The organism is Paenibacillus sp. FSL K6-1558 (genome assembly GCF_038002565.1).
Classification (GTDB): Bacteria; Bacillota; Bacilli; order Paenibacillales; family Paenibacillaceae; genus Paenibacillus; species Paenibacillus polysaccharolyticus.
This window is the reverse complement of record NZ_JBBOCV010000001.1, coordinates 755,242-772,920: the sequence shown is the minus strand read 5'-3', so window position 1 is coordinate 772,920 and position 17,679 is coordinate 755,242. Positions and strand designations below refer to the sequence as shown.

General features: G+C 40.9%; 17 protein-coding genes. 6 read left to right on the top strand and 11 right to left on the bottom strand.

Annotated features, from left to right (window positions below; genetic code table 11):
• The first annotated feature begins 205 nt into the window (after positions 1-205).
• The 4 genes from MHI38_RS03140 (at position 206) to MHI38_RS03125 (ending at position 5,431) form a co-directional block, all read left to right on the top strand.
• Positions 206-748 carry a sigma-70 family RNA polymerase sigma factor gene (locus MHI38_RS03140; RefSeq protein ID WP_341180949.1) on the top strand — a complete coding sequence of 181 codons (543 nt, stop codon included), beginning with the start codon at positions 206-208 and terminating at the stop codon, positions 746-748.
• 16 nt (positions 749-764) lie between these two features.
• Positions 765-2,153 (top strand): hypothetical protein, encoded by a 1,389-nt coding sequence (locus tag MHI38_RS03135; RefSeq protein ID WP_341180948.1) that lies wholly within the window; start codon positions 765-767, stop codon positions 2,151-2,153.
• A gap of 97 nt (positions 2,154-2,250) precedes the next feature.
• Positions 2,251-4,761: a WG repeat-containing protein gene (locus tag MHI38_RS03130; protein ID WP_341180947.1), complete on the top strand. Its 2,511-nt coding sequence runs from the start codon at positions 2,251-2,253 to the stop codon at positions 4,759-4,761.
• 265 nt (positions 4,762-5,026) lie between these two features.
• Positions 5,027-5,431 carry an RDD family protein gene (locus tag MHI38_RS03125; protein WP_341180946.1) on the top strand — a complete coding sequence of 135 codons (405 nt, stop codon included), beginning with the start codon at positions 5,027-5,029 and terminating at the stop codon, positions 5,429-5,431.
• A gap of 239 nt (positions 5,432-5,670) precedes the next feature.
• Here MHI38_RS03125 and MHI38_RS03120 read toward each other — a convergent pair whose 3' ends face one another.
• From MHI38_RS03120 to MHI38_RS03085, 8 genes are all read right to left on the bottom strand, one after another.
• The gene (locus MHI38_RS03120; RefSeq protein ID WP_154891863.1) at positions 5,671-6,108 is read right to left on the bottom strand and encodes a protein-tyrosine phosphatase family protein; all 438 of its coding nucleotides are present in this window, start codon (positions 6,106-6,108) and stop codon (positions 5,671-5,673) included.
• Position 6,109: 1 nt separating this feature from the next.
• The gene (gene arsC / locus MHI38_RS03115; RefSeq protein ID WP_024634603.1) at positions 6,110-6,535 is read right to left on the bottom strand and encodes an arsenate reductase (thioredoxin); all 426 of its coding nucleotides are present in this window, start codon (positions 6,533-6,535) and stop codon (positions 6,110-6,112) included.
• Between the two features lie 2 nt (positions 6,536-6,537).
• Complete coding sequence (locus MHI38_RS03110) at positions 6,538-7,974, bottom strand: arsenic transporter (protein WP_154891864.1); 1,437 nt, start codon at positions 7,972-7,974, stop codon at positions 6,538-6,540.
• Positions 7,971-8,300 (bottom strand): ArsR/SmtB family transcription factor, encoded by a 330-nt coding sequence (locus tag MHI38_RS03105; RefSeq protein WP_154891865.1) that lies wholly within the window; start codon positions 8,298-8,300, stop codon positions 7,971-7,973. The genes MHI38_RS03110 and MHI38_RS03105 overlap by 4 nt, the downstream gene beginning before the upstream one ends.
• Before the next feature lie 93 nt (positions 8,301-8,393).
• A complete protein-coding gene (locus tag MHI38_RS03100) occupies positions 8,394-8,657 on the bottom strand; it encodes a hypothetical protein (RefSeq protein WP_341180945.1) in 264 nt (87 codons plus the stop codon).
• A 31-nt stretch (positions 8,658-8,688) separates the two neighbouring features.
• On the bottom strand, positions 8,689-9,726 hold the full coding sequence (locus MHI38_RS03095) for a flavin-containing monooxygenase (RefSeq protein WP_341180944.1): 1,038 nt from the start codon (positions 9,724-9,726) through the stop codon (positions 8,689-8,691).
• 70 nt (positions 9,727-9,796) lie between these two features.
• A complete protein-coding gene (locus tag MHI38_RS03090) occupies positions 9,797-11,209 on the bottom strand; it encodes an NAD(P)-binding domain-containing protein (RefSeq protein WP_154891886.1) in 1,413 nt (470 codons plus the stop codon).
• Between the two features lie 64 nt (positions 11,210-11,273).
• Entirely contained in the window at positions 11,274-11,702 is a 429-nt protein-coding gene (locus MHI38_RS03085; protein WP_029881702.1) for a MarR family winged helix-turn-helix transcriptional regulator, read from the bottom strand.
• Between the two features lie 156 nt (positions 11,703-11,858).
• Here MHI38_RS03085 and MHI38_RS03080 point away from each other — a divergent pair, with 156 nt between their 5' ends.
• Entirely contained in the window at positions 11,859-12,353 is a 495-nt protein-coding gene (locus MHI38_RS03080) for an arsinothricin resistance N-acetyltransferase ArsN1 family A (RefSeq protein WP_341181899.1), read from the top strand.
• A 416-nt stretch (positions 12,354-12,769) separates the two neighbouring features.
• Here MHI38_RS03080 and MHI38_RS03075 read toward each other — a convergent pair whose 3' ends face one another.
• The gene (locus MHI38_RS03075) at positions 12,770-13,657 is read right to left on the bottom strand and encodes a LysR family transcriptional regulator (RefSeq protein WP_341180943.1); all 888 of its coding nucleotides are present in this window, start codon (positions 13,655-13,657) and stop codon (positions 12,770-12,772) included.
• A 115-nt stretch (positions 13,658-13,772) separates the two neighbouring features.
• On the opposite strand from MHI38_RS03075, the gene MHI38_RS03070 reads away from it, so the two are divergent.
• Positions 13,773-15,161: an MFS transporter gene (locus MHI38_RS03070; RefSeq protein WP_341180942.1), complete on the top strand. Its 1,389-nt coding sequence runs from the start codon at positions 13,773-13,775 to the stop codon at positions 15,159-15,161.
• Between the two features lie 268 nt (positions 15,162-15,429).
• On the opposite strand, the gene MHI38_RS03065 is transcribed toward MHI38_RS03070, so the two are convergent.
• Entirely contained in the window at positions 15,430-16,056 is a 627-nt protein-coding gene (locus MHI38_RS03065) for a histidine phosphatase family protein (protein WP_222128657.1), read from the bottom strand.
• Positions 16,057-16,079: 23 nt separating this feature from the next.
• A complete protein-coding gene (locus MHI38_RS03060) occupies positions 16,080-16,778 on the bottom strand; it encodes a DUF421 domain-containing protein (protein WP_341180941.1) in 699 nt (232 codons plus the stop codon).
• Positions 16,779-17,679 lie beyond the last annotated feature (901 nt).

Genomic DNA, 17,679 nt, shown 5'->3' with positions numbered 1-17,679 from the left:
GGTATGAAGTAATTCTTGGGCTGGTTGTAGTCCTAATTCGATAGAAATAATCTAAAAAAATTGCAGGTGGCTGAGCCCCTGCAATTTTTTTGTTGTTGAATGTGAGTAAAAGTGATTTGATGAACGAATATATGTAGGAAGTTCATGTTTACGAAGTAACGTTGCAGTCACAGGGGATGAACATGGAAAGGAGGCAGATGTAATTGTGAAGGAAGAACAGATCAGGAAGGCCATAGTGAATCGCAATCCTGAGGCTATGGAATGGGTGATGAATCAATACGCAGGATTGTTGTGGACGATTGCACATTCTATTCTCCAACATGTTTCCAATGAAGAGATCGAAGAATGTGTAGCAGATACTTTCTTCACATTCTGGAAGCATCCAGAGGCGTTCCAAACAGAGCGAAGCAGCCTAAAAAATTATCTTGCGACAATTGTAAAACACAAAGCGATTGATCGTTACCGGAAAATAAATCGAAGATCCGAGATTACATATGAAGAGCACATTCATTCAATAGAAACGGAAGATGTTTTACTACAGCTTATTCGCAAAGAGAATGATATAGAGCTTGATCAAATGATTCATTCTTTCCCGGAACCTGAACGCGAGATCATGAAACGTCGTTTCTATAATGGTCAAAAGCCACATGAAATTTCAGAAGATCTGTCGTTGCATGTCAGACAAGTCCATAACAAGCTGTATCGTTCCAGACAACGTTTGAAAACATGGTGGAACAATAGGAAGTAAAAAAGGAGGCGATCCTATGGGGAAATCCAAAAATCAATTCAACGAGCAACACCTATCCAATATTAAGAGACGGTTTTATGACAAAATAACGAAGGCTGAATTAGAGCCGAATGTTCTATCCAAGTTATCACTTAGCAGACGTAAACAAACACAAAAAAGCATAATCAATCGGAGAAGATATCGTAAATTCATTTATATTCCTGTGACCGTAGCGTTATCTCTATGTATATTTACTGGTGCAGCTGCCGCGATCGGGATTCCTGACCTGACTTCAGTTCTTCATTTTTTGGGAGTAGATCGAATTGCTATTCTCCAGCCAGTTCATCAGGAGAGTGAAGATCAAGGAATACATGTGGAGGTTATCGGGGCAGTTAGAGATGGGGATACAACCGAAGTTTATGTTTCTGTATCCGATCTGATAAGTAACCGTATTGACGAGAATCTCGATGTGTATGATTACAGATTAACTGGAGGAAAAGCAAGTAATGCTCAAATTATTTATTATGATAGAGCCGCCAAAACAGCAATTGTTCGATTTGTAACCCAGGGTAAAGTTAGTACCAATCGGATGACTGTCCGCATAAATACTTTGATGTCGGGAGCGGCTAGGAAGGATGGCTATTCCGTCCCTGTGGACTGGAAATCATTGTTACAACAAAAAGAGAAAAACAGTTACGAAATGTTGAATTCAGATCAAATCAGCGGACTTGGTGGTGAAATTGCAAATGAAATGGATAAAGATTCGTTCCAAGTACTGCGAAAGGATCAAACGAACATTGCCATTCAGGGTGTGAACTGGATGTATATATCTAATATCGGCTTCGTTAATGGAAAGCTGCATGTGCAGATTAATCCGGATAATGAGGTGGGTGGATATAATCATGGATTTTTCTATTTCATAGATGAACAAGGTCATAGGCTCGATATTCCTGAAAACTCCATCAGCTACGGTTATTATATGAAAGATGGCGTAGGTTATGGTGGAGATTATATCGAGTATATATATGATATTTCATCAGTTAAAGCACTAAGTAAGCTTAAGCTACAGGGCAGTTTTACAAATATCGGTGAAGTTATTCAAGGTAAGTGGGAAACGAGCTTTAACCTGAACCAGCTTAACAAAAGTAAACGTGGACATGTAAACCTGGGTAAGAATTCAGGCACAGAAGTGGAAGCAACTCTTTCACCAATCGGTATTACGTTAACAGGCGAGGCCTTAGGCATGATTCGTATGGAGGACTTGAAAATCGAATTGCAGCTGAAGGACGGCACAAAAATGTCTGCTTTAACCGGTTTTATTCAATTGCACAATGATCTGGTCAAATGGATATCTTCTAAAACCATTCGCGTAGAAGATGTAAGCAATCTTGTAATCAATGGACAGAAGGTGAATTTAGAAGAGTAATAGGATGAAGTAGAGGTGTCACAATACATTTTCATGTCATATCCCGAGTTATGTTGCATACCATTAGGCGAATGCGGTCATAAGGGAGGAAGCGGAGATGTCGATGAGTGAACCGCTATTACTGCAAATTGTAAATCAACATATTCCGGCGGGGGCAACGGTCATTACGATAGATAAGCCAATTCAACATCCGGCAGTGTATGCGGCTGATCTTACAGGTGATGGAATGCCTGAGATTGCTACAGTGTATCAGTTGAATAGTGAATTGTATCTGCTTATATTAAAATTCGTTCAAGGGCATTGGATTAAAATGGCTTTGACAAAAGGATTAGGTTATGGTGTTACGTTGCTGACAGCAGCGCCTGTAACTTCAACGGCAAGAAATAATCTGATCGTAGGCTGGCAGATTGGAGCCATTTGGTCAAAACTCGCTGTATATGAGTGGACCGAATCCGGTCTTACGGACATTGCTCCAGACGATTTGTATTACAGCTACGCTGAGATTGTGGATATACCTGGCGTGCACGGGCGAGATGGAAAGGTAGAAATAGCGCTCTGGATTCATGACACTGGTGAAGCTTACCGAGTGGAGATTATTCGGTGGCAGCAGAATCAGTGGGTTCCAGCAACAGATGTATACCGAGCCTATTTTCCTAAAGTCGTGAAATATTATGAGCAGTTAACGAAGCAGTATCCCGATTATGTATTCTATTGGTATTATCTTGCGGATGCCCAGTTTCATGCCGGCTCCTATCCCGCGGCACTCACTTCGGTTCAGGAAGCGCTGCGTTTTCCGGAAGCGTATCCTTCAAGAGAGAACTTGCTTGAACTAGAGAGTAAAATAAAGCAGGCGATGACTGCAACGGCAGGCACATATGCCAGAGTGACAACATGGTTATATCCCGTCTCTGTTCGAACAACAAGCGGGACGCGCTGGGGTTATATGGATGCACAGGGACATATCCGTCTAGAGCCGGTGCTAGAAGACGCTCAGGCGTTTCAGCCTAACGGATTGGCAGTCGTCGTTAAGAACGGTCGTACTGGTGTCATCAATCTTCAAGGGCACTATGTAGTTCAGCCTGTGTATGATTCCATTAATTCTTTTTCCGAAGAGCGGGCCATGGCCATTGATTCTCAAGGGTTTAAAATGATCAATGAGCAAGGTACCGTGCTCACCAAACGAGCTTATCCGTTTATCGCAGATATGCATGAAGGCAGAGCGATGTTTTATAATGAAAATCCGAATCAGACGAATGGATCATCTAGCTTGTATGGATACCTGGATGCTTCAGGAAATGAGGTAATCCGAGCGCAATTCGCTTCAGCAAATGATTTTCAGCAGGGTAAAGCCGTTGTACAGATTAAGGATCAGGAATATGCCCTTATTGATCGAAACGGAAATCGATTAGCGACTTACCCATATGCCTATGTAGGGCCGCTAGGGGATGGTTTGCTTGCTTTTCAAAAAGAATCCTCTGGAAAATATGGGTACATCGATGAACGGGGTAACATTCGTATTCAGCCTAAGTTTACTTCTGCATTTGCTTTTAACGATGGGCAGGCTATTGTTAATATAGCAGAGGATTACAAATCGAATTATGGTGTCATTAATATGCAGGGATCATTTGTGATTCAACCGGCCTATAACGATATTCGGGAGCTTGGGGAGAACAGGTACGCACTCGGGAAAGCCATTGATGCAGAACAACCTTACATCGGCTCGTTGTATGCAATCGCTGAATTGAATGGAAGAATACTAACGGAGTTTATCTATCGTAATGTGGAAAATTACAAACATGGTCTTGCATCTGCATCAGACGGAAATCAGACGTATCTTCTGGATTTGAGCGGCAGACCGGCTCCTGGATATCCTCGTGTAATAGGTGCAGGATCGATGGAAGTTGTGGCGCCGGATCTGATTAAAGTGTTTGTGGATCAACGTTTATCCTATGTGAACCGGGCTGAACGTATAATTTGGCAACAGAATACGATCGTACCGCTACATCCGCCTTATCAGGTGCGTGAAGAGAAGTATAAACCAAACCGGGATTATCTCGTTTATTATCCGCAGGTTGACGGATTAGCCAATCAGATAGAGCAGGATAAGCTTAATGCTGAACTGAAAGAACTTTCCCAAGTAAAACCGATTCCTGCAGATCAACAACTGGACTATACTTATACCGGTGATTTTGATATAACTTTCTATCAGAAGCAATTGCTCCAACTCCAGTTGACGGGTTATAACTATCCAGCAGGAGCTGCACATGGGATGCCAACGATGGTGTATGCCATTATTAATCTAACCGACGGTCAGCTCTATGAATTGAAGGATCTGTTTAAGCCGGACAGTGATTATGTGAAGGTATTAAGCCAAATTGTAGGGGAGCAGATCAAAAATGATCCGCAGTATTCGTATGTTTTTCCAGATACGTACACTGGAATAAGTGCGGACCAGCCTTTTTTTGTGACAGCAGATGCACTACATCTGTATTTCAACCCTTATGATATCGCGCCATATGCTGCGGGATTCCCGACCTTTACGATTCCGTTTAGTCAGATCATGAGCATCATTAATACAGAAGGATCATTCTGGAGAGCATTTCATTGATGATTATAAGAGCAGGGTAAATATACTTCCAGGCCATATGTGTAATATGGCTTTTTCTTTATTTTGGAAGTAATAGAAGAGAGGGATTACGCGAAAAGGTGAAGTCTAAACATATTAAACGCATCTATATAATAGTTAATAATTTCACAAAGTGGCAAGAAAGATATTTGGGAGATAAAAATGAATAATATGAACCAAATGGTATATATTTCTTGTATAATATAAATAACCATGCATCAAGGTATGACAAAATAGTTTGGAGGAAATGATTTTGTACAAATCAGGTTTTTGGATTAGGCTTGCAGCGAGTTTCTTGGATGGACTTATTATTGGAATACCAACAGTAATCATCGCAGGTGTGCTTACTGGTAATTATGATTCAGATGAACCAATTGCGAAGATATTAAGTTCGTTATATGCGATTTTTTTACCTGTTTATTGGTATGGCCGAACGGTTGGTAAACGAATTTGTGGGATTCGAATTCAAATATATGACACACAAGAACCACCTAAAATTACTACAATGTTAATGCGAGTTTTAGTTGCTGGACTTGTGTACGTATTGACGCTAGGTATTGGAATTATTGTGAGCGCGTTTATGATTGGTATGCGAGAGGATCGTCGTGCAATACATGATTTTATAGCAGGAACAGAAGTTGTTTGGGATTAAGTTGTAAATGAGCAGAACCGTAATTGGATATATAAATTCATAGCGGTTCTTTTATTTTCTTAAGTACTGTTTCACAAAACTCGTATTTTGTACATATGTATATCTTTCTGGGCTCTTTATATTATCTCTATCTATTCACGTTAGTTGAAGAAAAGCAGCCAATCACATTGATCAGCTGCTTTTCTTCTAATTTTATTGTGCTACCTTTTCCCGTTAGCTTAACGATTAAAAACCTTGTTTCAGAATAGTTTATTTAATAATTCCTTTTGAATTGGCTTAATATTAATGATACTTCTAATGCCTTTTGCCTTCAGTTCAGCATCCTCTATTGTATTGGCTAACCCTAGCTCTAACAGAGTGCCAGCTGCAACAGTCCCCGTTCTGCCCTTGCCTCCACCACAATGAAAGGCGACCTTCTTACCGGCATTATATGCTCCAACAACCTCATGAATGGCTTGTTTAAAAAGTTTGGCTTCATATTCTTTCGTATCGTCATCAAGCGGAACCTTTATCCACTTCACCTGATCTGTTGGATACGCGCACTCTGTTGCTTCTTCTCGAAGATCCACCACGACTTCTATACCTTCGTTAAGAACCATTGCCTTTACGTCAGCAGCTCCGCCCATAAAAACTCGTTCAGCGATAAGTGCATGGTATTTCTTTTCGGCGTAATCCATTTTACTTACCTTCTTTCAAGAATTGCTCGATACGAGCTTTAATTGAATCACGAACCTCAGCGAATGTAGCTGTGATTTCTTCCTCTGTACCTGTCGCCTTGGCTGGATCATCGAAGCCCCAGTGCCATCTTTCAGCTTTGTCATTACGTACAACGGGACAATTATCGTTAGCATGACCACAAAGCGTGATGATGTAGTCTGCTTGTTTTAAAATCTCAGGATCAATCACATCCGATGTATGATTCGAAATATCGATTCCAGCTTCTTTCATCGTTTGAACAGCACGAGGATTTAAGCCATGCGCCTCTAATCCAGCACTTCTCACCTCATATTTGTCACTACCAAGTGCCTTTAAAAATCCATCGGCGATTTGGCTTCTGCAAGAGTTTCCTGTACACAAAAAGTAAACAAGTGGTTTGTTGTTCATGATTATTGATCTCCTTTATCCTTGATATGGTTTACTTGTATTTTGGCTTCCCTCATTTTTGAATTAGCCAACGTTTTTATGACCATAGCAATAACAACCAATGCTACTGTGATTACGGCAATTATTAACCAAACGTTTATATTTGTTGAATGAATCAGGTATAGCCACAGATACAGTCCTGTTAACGTGATAAAGAGCGTTGGGATGGTGAGCACAATTCCAATTTTGAAATAACTTCTCCATGTGATTTTTACATCCTTACGGGACAGTACATGTATCCACAAAAGTGTGGCGAGCGATCCGATCGGTGTAATTTTGGGACCCAAGTCACTGCCGATAATATTGGCGTAAATCAGCGATTCCCGAATGACACCTTCCGTGCTGGTTCCGTCAATAGCAAGCGCATCAATCATCACCGTCGGCATATTGTTCATAACCGATGACAATACGGCAGCTAGAAAGCCCATGCCAAGTGTGGAGATGTAGAGTCCCTGGTCGGCAATAGCTTGAATTACCTTACCAAGTTCATCCGTCAATCCCACATTTCGCAGTCCATAAACGACGACGTACATACCAATAGAGAAAATCACGACTGCCCATGGAGCCCCTTTAATGAGCTTCCAGGTTTGAATAGCGTGACTCCGCCTTGCAGCTAAAATAAACAAGATGGCTATAACCCCAGCGATAACAGACACCGGAACTTGAATGAACTCGCTCATCAAGTACGCCACCAGTAGCACGGCTAAAATCACCCAAGATACGTTGAACAGTTTCTTGTCCTTGATCGCTTCAGCTGGTTTTTTGAGCTGACTGACTTCGTAGTTGCCTGGAATACTCTTTCTAAAGAACAAGAATAAGACCAGAAGACTCGCTAATATTGAAAAGAAATTCGGAACAATCATACGACTTGCATACTCCACAAAACCAATACCGAAGTAATCCGCAGAAACGATATTGACGAGGTTACTAACGACGAGCGGAAGTGAAGTTGTATCTGCAATAAAACCACTTGCGATGATAAAAGGTAAAATCATCTTTTGATCAAATTTGAGCGCTCGGACCATGGCAAGCACAATGGGTGTTAATATCAGTGCGGCACCGTCATTTGCAAAGAACGCTGCCACTGCTGCTCCAAGCAGCACCACATAAACGAACATCAGCTTGCCATTACCTCTTGCCAGCCTTGCCATGTGCAGTGCAGCCCATTCAAAAAATCCGATTTCATCTAAGATTAGCGAAATTAAGATAATAGCTACGAAAGCAAGCGTGGCGTTCCATACGATTCCTGTGACCGTACCTACATCGGATAGACTCACAACTCCAAAAAGAAGAGCAAGGACAGCTCCAGCTGACGCTGACCATCCAATATTAAGTCCCTTGGGTTGCCAGATCACAAAAGTCAGTGTAAGTAAAAAGATTAAAATCGCGATAATAGTCATGCTTCCTCCTGAGGACCGCAGCAGTTGTTCAATCCTGCTATTTTATCTTTCATGGATGGCAGATACGGATACACACACTGAACATATGCTTCTGCATCTGGATTAAGAGAGTAGTACACCCACTGCCCTCTTTTCTTTTCATTTAGTAGACCGGCTGCCTTTAGTTTTCGAAGATGCTGACTGGCGTTTGGTTGTGACATGCCAATAATGTCAGTGATATCACAGACACAAAGTTCCTGTTCCTGAAGTAATGCAACGATGGTCAACCGCGTTTTATCAGCTAATAACTTATACGCCTCAGCCATCTGCTGAATTCTTTGTTCCATATGTACACCTCCTGTGATTAGTCTTGTCGGCTTCATTTAATGATATAATCATATAATGAATCACTTATATAAGCAATGACGAATATAAAGGGTTTAAATACACCAAAAAAGTCGGCGAAAAAGATTGCCGACTTTACTCTGAACTAAAAATTCACATGTTGACTTCATAAAATATTGACCGTCTTTCATTTTAACTATATCTTTCGTTTGATACTCAATGGCTCCACCTTGATCTAATAATTCATCATGCTGATATCTCACTACATGCCATTGTTTTAAGATTGCCTCATTAAGTTGTGCTGCTGTATACAAAAGTGCGCCCTTCATTATAGTCACCTCGAGAATATTTATAATCACCAATTATAATATCCTCCTGAGATCCGATAACTCACAATCTTTTCCCAAGCGATTGTACTGCTTTTTTCGCATCTTTCGCTGAGCCTCGAATCGTCGCTGAAGCAAATGAAGTCTGCCACGGTATACCTACAAAATGAATATTTTCATCGGTTTGTTTTAAAGGTACACCTGACGAATCAAGAACATTCAAACCACTAAGATATTCGAAATTAGGAATATACCCTGTGGCAAAAATAACGGTATCCACATTTTCAAGAGTCTCATCTGCCCACACTATCCCATTTTCCGTAAAAGCTTTAAACATCAGTTTGGCATCAGGCTTACCTTGATCAATAACACTTTTATATATACCGGTATCAAGGACACCGTCACTGCTTTTTTGCAATAATCGTTTGCCCCAATTGGATTGATCGAGCCTAAGTATAGTTAGCCAAAAGTGAATATCTTTCCCTGCAATGACCTGCGGCTTGAATTTGATCGGGCTTCTGGATGCAATCGTTACATACGCCGTCCGAGCAAGTTCAACCGCTATTTGTACCGCCGAATTTCCGCCTCCCACAACAATGATCCGTTTGTTTATAAACTCTTTCTCATTTCGGTAGTCCTTGGCATGAAGCATCTCCCCCTTAAATTCATGCATGCCAGGAATGTCTGGAAGATGAGGATTTACGAATGCCCCGCTTGCACAAATGATGGACCTTGTACGAAACTGTTCTCCGATTGAGGTATGGACGGTATAGATATTACTTTCCTTAACCGCTTTGATTACTTCTTGCCCTGAGTATATTGGAAAATGGTATTTATCCGCATAAGACTTTAAGTAGTGAACAACCTCATCTCTGCGCGGATAAACATTTGCACCGCCTGGAAATGGGAGCCCTGGCAATGAGGAATACGGTGCAGGTGAGAACAACGTTAAGCTATCGTAGTAATTTGCCCATGATCCTAAATGCTCTTTATTTTTTTCAAGGATGATAAAGTTCCGTTTAGCTTTCTGTAAGTAATAGGCTGCTGCCAAACCGGATTGACCACCACCAATAACGACGCAATCATAAGTTATGTTTTTCAATTTATTTTCTCCCTCCTTCTATAAAAAGCTGCTGCATCACGATTCGGATGCAGTAGCTCTAAATTCTTGATTATCTGCAGCAGGAATTTGATCCTTCCTTTTCAGTTTTTAAAGGCGAGCAGCAATCTGAAGATGCTTCCTTCACTTGAAGCGGTTCACAGCAACTTTCCGTGCTACTAGCACCAAGACTGCAAACACCCGTCTCTGGCAGTTCCAGTTCTACTTTTTGTGCTGATTCCATATCTCCCACTAGAGCAGCTACAATGGATCGGACTTGCTCATATCCCGTTGCCATGAGGAAGGTTGGCGCTCTCCCATAACTTTTGGCACCTACGATATAAAAGTCCTTTTCTGGTTGACGGAGTTCTTTTTCGCCATGTGGTCGAACTGTTCCGCAGCTGTGGATATTGGGGTCAATTAATGGCGCAAGCTCATAAACACATTCTAAGCCTGGGTCCGTCAATACTCGTACTTCTCTCAACATCGATAAGTTAGGACGAGAACCTGTGTTACCTACAATTTCATCGATGTGATCAATAACCACTTGTTCATCTTTTATGGTTCCGGAAACCTGGATCTGTTCACTTTGTTTTTGAAGTTTTTCAATATGGAATGCCGTTAGGACCTTTACGGCACCGGATTCAACCACTTTTTGAATCCGAGTGCCCAGTTCACCCCTTACCTGAAGCCCATCTAGTTCTCGTCCGCCATAAACATCCTCGATATTTGCTTTGCGAACAGCCCACACAATCTCAGTTCCTGATTCTTCTTTTTGAAGCTCTACAAGTTCGAGTAACGTGTTTATTGCAGAATGTCCGCTTCCTACAACAAGTACCTTCTTGCCGCTATATCGATTTCTCTCTTTTCCTAATACAGCAGGAATATCGTATGAAATGTGGCTATTAATCGCTTTTTCCTCTTCTGAAAATATACCGTCTGAACGAAGCGGGTTGGGATTGGACCATGTCCCCGAGGCATCGATAACAGCCCGCGCTTCATATATAAACGAAGATCCGTTTTGTTCAACATGGATTACAAACGGCAGTTTCTCACGCCCACTTGTTTTCACTTTGCTTAACCCTTTGCGACTGATCGCAGTAACTTTCGCATTCAAATGTACATTTGGACTTAATTCAGGCAGCGCAGCCAAAGGTTTTAGATAATGCTCAACAATTTCCTTACCCGTTGGGATCGTTTCGTTTTTTGGAGCAACCCAATTTGCCTTCAGCAGCAACTCTTTAGAAACTTTATCGATGTTATACTGCCATGGCGAGAACAGTCGTACATGTTGCCATTTTCGAATGTTTGCCCCCACTTCATCTCCACCTTCAAACAACATAAACGGCTCACCTTTTGAAATGAGTTGTGCTGCTGCCGCAAGACCAACCGGTCCAGCTCCAATGATCGCAACAGGTAATTTGCCCTTCTCTTGCACGGGTGCTTCGCAGCAACTCTCTTGGTTCACAGGGATATGTTTAATCATCTTAGTTTTCTCCTTATAATTATTTGCATTTTGCAAGTATTATACTAAATAAATGGGATAAGTATTATCCCAATGGTGTACAGCATACGCTGGATTTCGCCATACTTTCGTTTAGCAGTTTGACGGCGTTGATGACCATATCCCGTTCAAACTCAGACATATGCGAAAAGACTTCTTTTAAATAATCATTCATCTGCTCATCAATGACCGTAGCAACAAACTTACCTTGTGTAGTCAAGGATAATATGTAAATCCGTCGATCTTCAGGTAAGGGCGTTTTTTGAACCAAACCCAACTTTACGAGACTTTGAACCTGGCGGCTAAACGTCGTGATGTCAATGGAGAGCGCATCTGCCACTTGCTGAATGGATGGATTATGCTTACGATCAATTTCATAAATGATATGACTTTGAACAAGCGAAATATCCAACCCTCCTGCGGTGCAGCAGTTTTTATCCAATAATCCAAAACGCCGTGTCATGATCTGAAACATCTCTCTTACGTTGTTTTCCAATTACATCACCTCTTATAATAGTTATATCCTTATTATTTGCAAATTGCAAATGTTTTTTATTTTTCTATCCCCCTTCTTCCCATTTCAAATTACATTGTGATATATAAACATATACAATAACAAAACATAGGAGTGATCAACATGATAATTCTGCGGCATGCTACCGAAGTGGATCTGGGAAGCATTCTAACTATCTATAACCAAGGTATTGAAGATCGGATTGCCACGCTAGAAACAGATATAAAAGATGAAGCTTACATGTCTGAATGGTTTAATAAGCACCAGGGCCGTTACTCGGTACTTGTAGCCGAACAGAATGATCAAGTGGTCGGATGGGCTTCTATCAATACGTATAGCTCAAGAAGCGCGTATGACGGTGTCGGTGACCTCTCCATTTATATTCATCGTGATCATCGTGGCAAAGGGGTTGGAAAGCAGTTACTTCAGAAATTAGAGGAAATCGGTAAGCAGAATAACTTTTATAAGTTTGTTCTTTTCACCTTTCCATTTAATACGCTTGGTCAAAGCCTATATCATAATGCTGGATACCGAGAAGTAGGTGTATTTCAGAATCAAGGCTATCTGGAAGGAAAATTTGTAGATGTGATGGCTATGGAAAAAATATTATAAGCATCGTGAGTCGTATTGATCTTAGAATACTAGGTTTTCGAATTACTTGAACACGATACATTAAACTAATCTTTCCGTTAGTTTAATTGTATTGAAGGGCAAGACTCCACTTAGATATACGTCTAATCGGTAATAGGAACATGTTTTTATCCAATACGGTAATGGGTACAAGTTCTTGTTCTCAATAGCTAGTTTCAATCCGACTTAATACCTAGCCACGCGTGTTTCTTCCCTCTTAGTTTGTCAGTTGTTCATAACAATGTGAACATTTTCATGTATTATGGTGCTAAAAAGGTTTTAAGTCCATTCGTGCATTGTTTAGATATGCATCTAATCGGAAATCGGACTATGTTCTTGTCCCTCGACATTTTTTGTTCTCCTCCGACAAATTTATTTTTATATTAGTTGTCGGATAATTAAATTTTTTGTTTGGATATCGTCCCGAAATATTCTACAACTACCTCACGGAATTCTAGAGCAACCCGCGAAATGTACCGATTCCTGTGCCATAACAAAGCGATCTCCCTTACCAACTCATGATTCTCTACTTTGAGATATTTGATATGTTCCCAAGAATGCCTTGCAGTACTTGGTATAAAGGCTATGCCAATCCCCGCTTCCACTAGAGAACTTAGCCTTGCAGGTTCATCGCCTTCGTACACATATGCAGGAATAAATCCAGCCGATTGGCATATCGAATCCACCAAGTCGCGAGTACCGTATCCTCTTTTTACACCAACAAAACATTCATCCCTTAGCTCAGTCAAAGATATGCTGTTTCGGTCAGCAAGCCGATGCTCTTTGGGAACAGCTACAAGAATCGGGTCGATGAACATGATTTGAGTTTCAATGTCTTCCCCTCGTATAGCTGGTGAGGACAAGCAAAAATCAACCTCTCCTCTATGAAGAAGCATAACCATTTCCTGCGTGGTGAGCATTTGCACATGAAATAAGATATCGGGTCTCTTGTTCCGAAACTCTCGAAGGATCTGAGGCAATGTACTTGCGGTGGTCACAGCCAATTCAAGTATGCCATGTTCTGGTCTGGATAGATCACGAATCTCCTGCCTCCCCTGTTCCAATTCAAACAACGCTCTTTCTGCACGGTAATAGAATCTCTTTCCAAACTCATTCAATCGCAGTTTCCTTCCTATTCGATCGAATAACGGAACTCCCAAATCTTCTTCCAAACGCCCAATCGTTTTGCTTAGTGATGATTGAGTGACATGCAGACTTCGTGCTGCTTCCGTCATATGTTCCACACGAGCTACTTCGAGAAAATATTTCAGTTGAAGAAGTTCCATTCTACACCCTCCACTCATTCCTTTGAGTCAATGAAATCATAACATAAAATGCATTGGAATAAATAAATGATTTCAAGTACGATGATGACACTAACACACAGATCGGGGGCTTGAAATGAGTTTTCGCAATAGGTGGTTGATGATCTCCGTTGGACTAGGAATTCTATTGAACCCATTAAATTCTTCAATGATTTCAGTTGCAATTCCAAGGATTCAAAATGAGTTCCAACTCGATTTTACCGTGGTCTCTTGGATTATTTTTTCTTTCTACATTGCGAGCGCTATCGCTCAACCTATCATGGGAAAAGCTAGCGATTTATTTGGTCGGAGGAGGATATTTCTTACGGGACTTGTTGTATCCTTCATTGCATCATTATTAGCTCCACTATCCCCAAACTTTGGGTGGCTCATCGCAATGCGCATTGTGCAATCCATCGGAACAAGCATGATGGTTGCGGTTGGAATGGCTATTGTGCGAATACATATTACTGAGAAACAAGCGACTGCACTGTCATTTTTGAGTATTTTCCTATCCGGAGCGGCAGCGATTGGCCCCTTTATTGGCGGGGTCATCATTCACTGGTGGGGCTGGCCTGCTATCTTTTTGGTTAATATTCCGATCGTAGTGACAAGCTTTTTATTAGCCTGGAGGCATATTCCTAAGGATATTCCGTCGACGACATCCGTTGCCCGCAACATGTCCTTTCGCAAATGGTCTGATTTGATTGATGCGCCAGGAGTTCTCCTATTCACCGTGGGTTTGGTTGCTCTGCTCGTCGGATTATTGTCCATAAAATCGTCTGGTCAAATTACATTCAGCAGCGTTATTGTGGGGCTGATTGGCTTCGTTGGACTGGGAGCTTTCGTGCGACATGAGTTAAAAGCGAAGGCGCCCTTTATTCCTTTACGCACATTCGTTAAATATCCTGCAATGACTTGGGTTAATATCGAATTCTTGATCGTTAACTTGCTTTTTTACTCTCTCTTTTTCGGCCTTCCGTCCTACTTGCAAATCGTTCGTCGTGTCAGCGAGTTCAATACAGGGATGCTGATGCTAAGCTTAGGATTGTGCTCGCTCGTTACTTCTCCAATGGCAGGACGATGGATCGATAAATCAGGTCCCGGGCCAGCTTTGCTTATGTCCGGAATGCTTATGACATGTGGGTCGTTGTGGATCGTAACATTGGATCAGAATTCACCAGTTATCAGTGTGTGTCTGGTTTTAGCTGCATTCGGTGTTAGTAACGGATTGAACAGTGTCGCTATGCAAGCGGCCTTATTCAAAAGTTCTCCAAAAGAAATGATAGGTGTAGCATCTGGAATATTTAATACTTCAAGATACCTGGGAACCATTCTCTCTTCTATACTGATTAGCACTGTAATGGGAGATAGCTTCAGCTTTGAAGGATTTCGAGTACTTGGGATGATCCTCACATTAATTGCATTGTCATTGGTATTTATACATTGGCGGCGAAAGGAGACAGGGCAGTCTCATGGGTTCTAGTTATCTGACATATGAAAATAATCCTCACTGAACTGTGGGACTATTCTTCTTTATCAAAGCTCCTCCGTACGTTATCTTTGTTTTGTTTTTGTGATCAATCTTAAGATGTACATCTAATCGTTAATCGGACTATGTTCTTGTCCATTCCGGCAATCGGTCCAAATTCTTGTCCTTGGCTCGGTACACGAACTTGTACCTATAAAACAAAAAAGTCGCTAAAACAGCGACTCTAATGGGAACATGTTCTTGTCCCTCGACATTAATATAGTTAAATTCCTGCTAGCCGCAAAACGTCTTCTAGTTTCAGTTTCCCAATAACCTTATACCCTCTTTGATCTCCCAGAGGTTGTATAATAACAGTCTCCATACTTGAAAGCTCTCCAAGCCCTAACCCTGGAGGAAAAGAATGAGCTACAATTACCCGGTTGAAATGACTTGGAGGTGTTTGTTCAACTTCTTTGTTGAAAACTTGCAGTGTACTGTTCATGGTTTCAGTGCTCGGATTCTGACTGAGTTTATATATATTCAGCCAGAAATCATTAGCTTTTACATTTTGTATACCAAAAGCAGTTTGAGCGGTTTCGATGGTTCTACATAAGGGGCTACTTTCCACGGGCATATAAACAGGAATATTTAGTTTTCGAATAGCACTCCCATACTTTTTAGCTTGTTCCTTTCCGAGAGCGTTTAAATTTCTTTGTGTAGTGCAATCAGTTAAACTAAGATCATGTTGATCTTCCCCTACAGTTGCATCTCCATGTCGGATATAAAGTATGTAACCACCATTTTGAAGATCATGTATTATAGAACTTTCAGAGAGCTCTGACGCCCCAGCAGTATTGGTGCTTCCAACCAGCAGAAAAATACAAAGTAATACTCTGAACAAACGGTACACTGGTGCTCCACCTCATTTTCTTTTTATTCTATATCAACAGGATGTTTTAATTGATCTTTGTAATAATCAATGTATAATCTACCATCGCTTCCTTTTACTGCGTAGAAGACATCACTAACGTTTTTATTGTTTGATTCAAGTTGCATTAGTAACTCTTCATCGGAAATACCATTTAACTTCAAATTCATCACTAATACCTCTCCATCCATAATTAGCTCCACAGGCATACGTTCCTGTTTCTGTTCAGATTTTTTATGTACATCCTGAACTGTAGCTACTCTGTAACCAGCTTTTTTCATCACCGAAACTTGTCCATTTACTTCCAATAATGCATATTCTACTTCTTCGATATTAAATATATCTTTTTGTCTTAACATCTGGTTCAAGGAATCTAATGTTAGTTTATTCTTTGCGAGGTTATTCTCCATAATTTTTCCTCCTTCAATTAATACAGTTGGAGAACCTTCAGCCATTAAACGTAATTTTCTGCTTTTTAGATTCATTTTAGACAACAGATAGGAGGTACAAGTAAAAACAATTAACGATATGATTAGATGCATGACTTCCATCTTCTCGTTAAAAGCTAAATTAGCTGCAATCGCTCCCATGATTACTGCAGTGACAAATTCATGAAAATTCATGTTTGACAAGGTTTGTTTACCCAGTATCCGTGCGATAACTAATAAAAGTAAAAAGGCAGAGATACTTCTAATTAGAATCATGAAATGATCTAGCAAGCTAAGCACTCCTTCAATCGTAAAAAGCTGTTGTTACAATGGTTCTCCAACAACATTTTTTGATACATTGTAATGATTTCCAACATTAAATTGTACTGTTGAGAGCCTTATTCCCACGTAGTAAGAAAATGGATTGGACTAAAATCACATCCACTTAATCCAAACATATTTGCTCTTCATCTACGATCAGTGAGTTCTTCCCAGTTGCTCCTTTTCACCGACTTCACCTTGAACCACAACATCCTCTTGTCCATTCCGGCAATCGGTACAAGTTTGTCCTTGGACATTTATCAACGTGTGACTGAACCTCGCCCTCTTCTTTCCATAGTTCTTTGAGCTCTTTTATGTATATAAAGTATTTAATATTAGCGATAGCCTAAGTATTCCGTGAACAACATTTTTATAAATTACGTTATCTTATTCCTCTTTAAGCAAAGTTAGTCCCACTCTTCGACTTATTTATTAAGCTATCTTGCCCTTATGATACGGTTCGGCTTATTATCTTTAGAGCGAAATCGAAGGCACACTGTACCCAATTAGGGTGCCTTCGATGTTCTTCCTGTCTCTCTTTGGGAAGTTGGATAAACGAACTCTAATCGATCAATCAGTCTTGTTGGGACACTCGTTCATTGTAAAGAACGTGCAAGTGCTGCAACAGAGCCGCGGAAATCTGGTCAGCCGTCAACCGTCCACAAAAGCGCTATCACGAATGTATGCGATTTGGAACGTACAGCGATCTCCTATAATGTTCTTGTATGTTCTTGCGTGAAACACAAATAGCGTCTCTTCTTCGTCCTCTGACACTGTGAAGGAATTATGACTGGGACCATACATTGATATGCTATCATCTGTCGAGAGAACCGCTGTTTGCGACTTGCGCCATGAG

Coding starts and splice junctions, on each gene's coding strand:
- MHI38_RS03105 (WP_154891865.1), bottom strand. CDS start 8,300: ATGGAACAAAGAATTCAGCAGATGGCTGAGGCGTATAAGTTATTAGCT.
- MHI38_RS03070 (WP_341180942.1), top strand. CDS start 13,773: ATGAGTTTTCGCAATAGGTGGTTGATGATCTCCGTTGGACTAGGAATT.
- MHI38_RS03110 (WP_154891864.1), bottom strand. CDS start 7,974: ATGACTATTATCGCGATTTTAATCTTTTTACTTACACTGACTTTTGTG.
- MHI38_RS03075 (WP_341180943.1), bottom strand. CDS start 13,657: ATGGAACTTCTTCAACTGAAATATTTTCTCGAAGTAGCTCGTGTGGAA.
- arsC (WP_024634603.1), bottom strand. CDS start 6,535: ATGAACAACAAACCACTTGTTTACTTTTTGTGTACAGGAAACTCTTGC.
- MHI38_RS03090 (WP_154891886.1), bottom strand. CDS start 11,209: ATGATTAAACATATCCCTGTGAACCAAGAGAGTTGCTGCGAAGCACCC.
- MHI38_RS03125 (WP_341180946.1), top strand. CDS start 5,027: ATGATTTTGTACAAATCAGGTTTTTGGATTAGGCTTGCAGCGAGTTTC.
- MHI38_RS03120 (WP_154891863.1), bottom strand. CDS start 6,108: ATGGATTACGCCGAAAAGAAATACCATGCACTTATCGCTGAACGAGTT.
- MHI38_RS03085 (WP_029881702.1), bottom strand. CDS start 11,702: ATGTTTCAGATCATGACACGGCGTTTTGGATTATTGGATAAAAACTGC.
- MHI38_RS03130 (WP_341180947.1), top strand. CDS start 2,251: ATGTCGATGAGTGAACCGCTATTACTGCAAATTGTAAATCAACATATT.
- MHI38_RS03060 (WP_341180941.1), bottom strand. CDS start 16,778: ATGATTCTAATTAGAAGTATCTCTGCCTTTTTACTTTTATTAGTTATC.
- MHI38_RS03135 (WP_341180948.1), top strand. CDS start 765: ATGGGGAAATCCAAAAATCAATTCAACGAGCAACACCTATCCAATATT.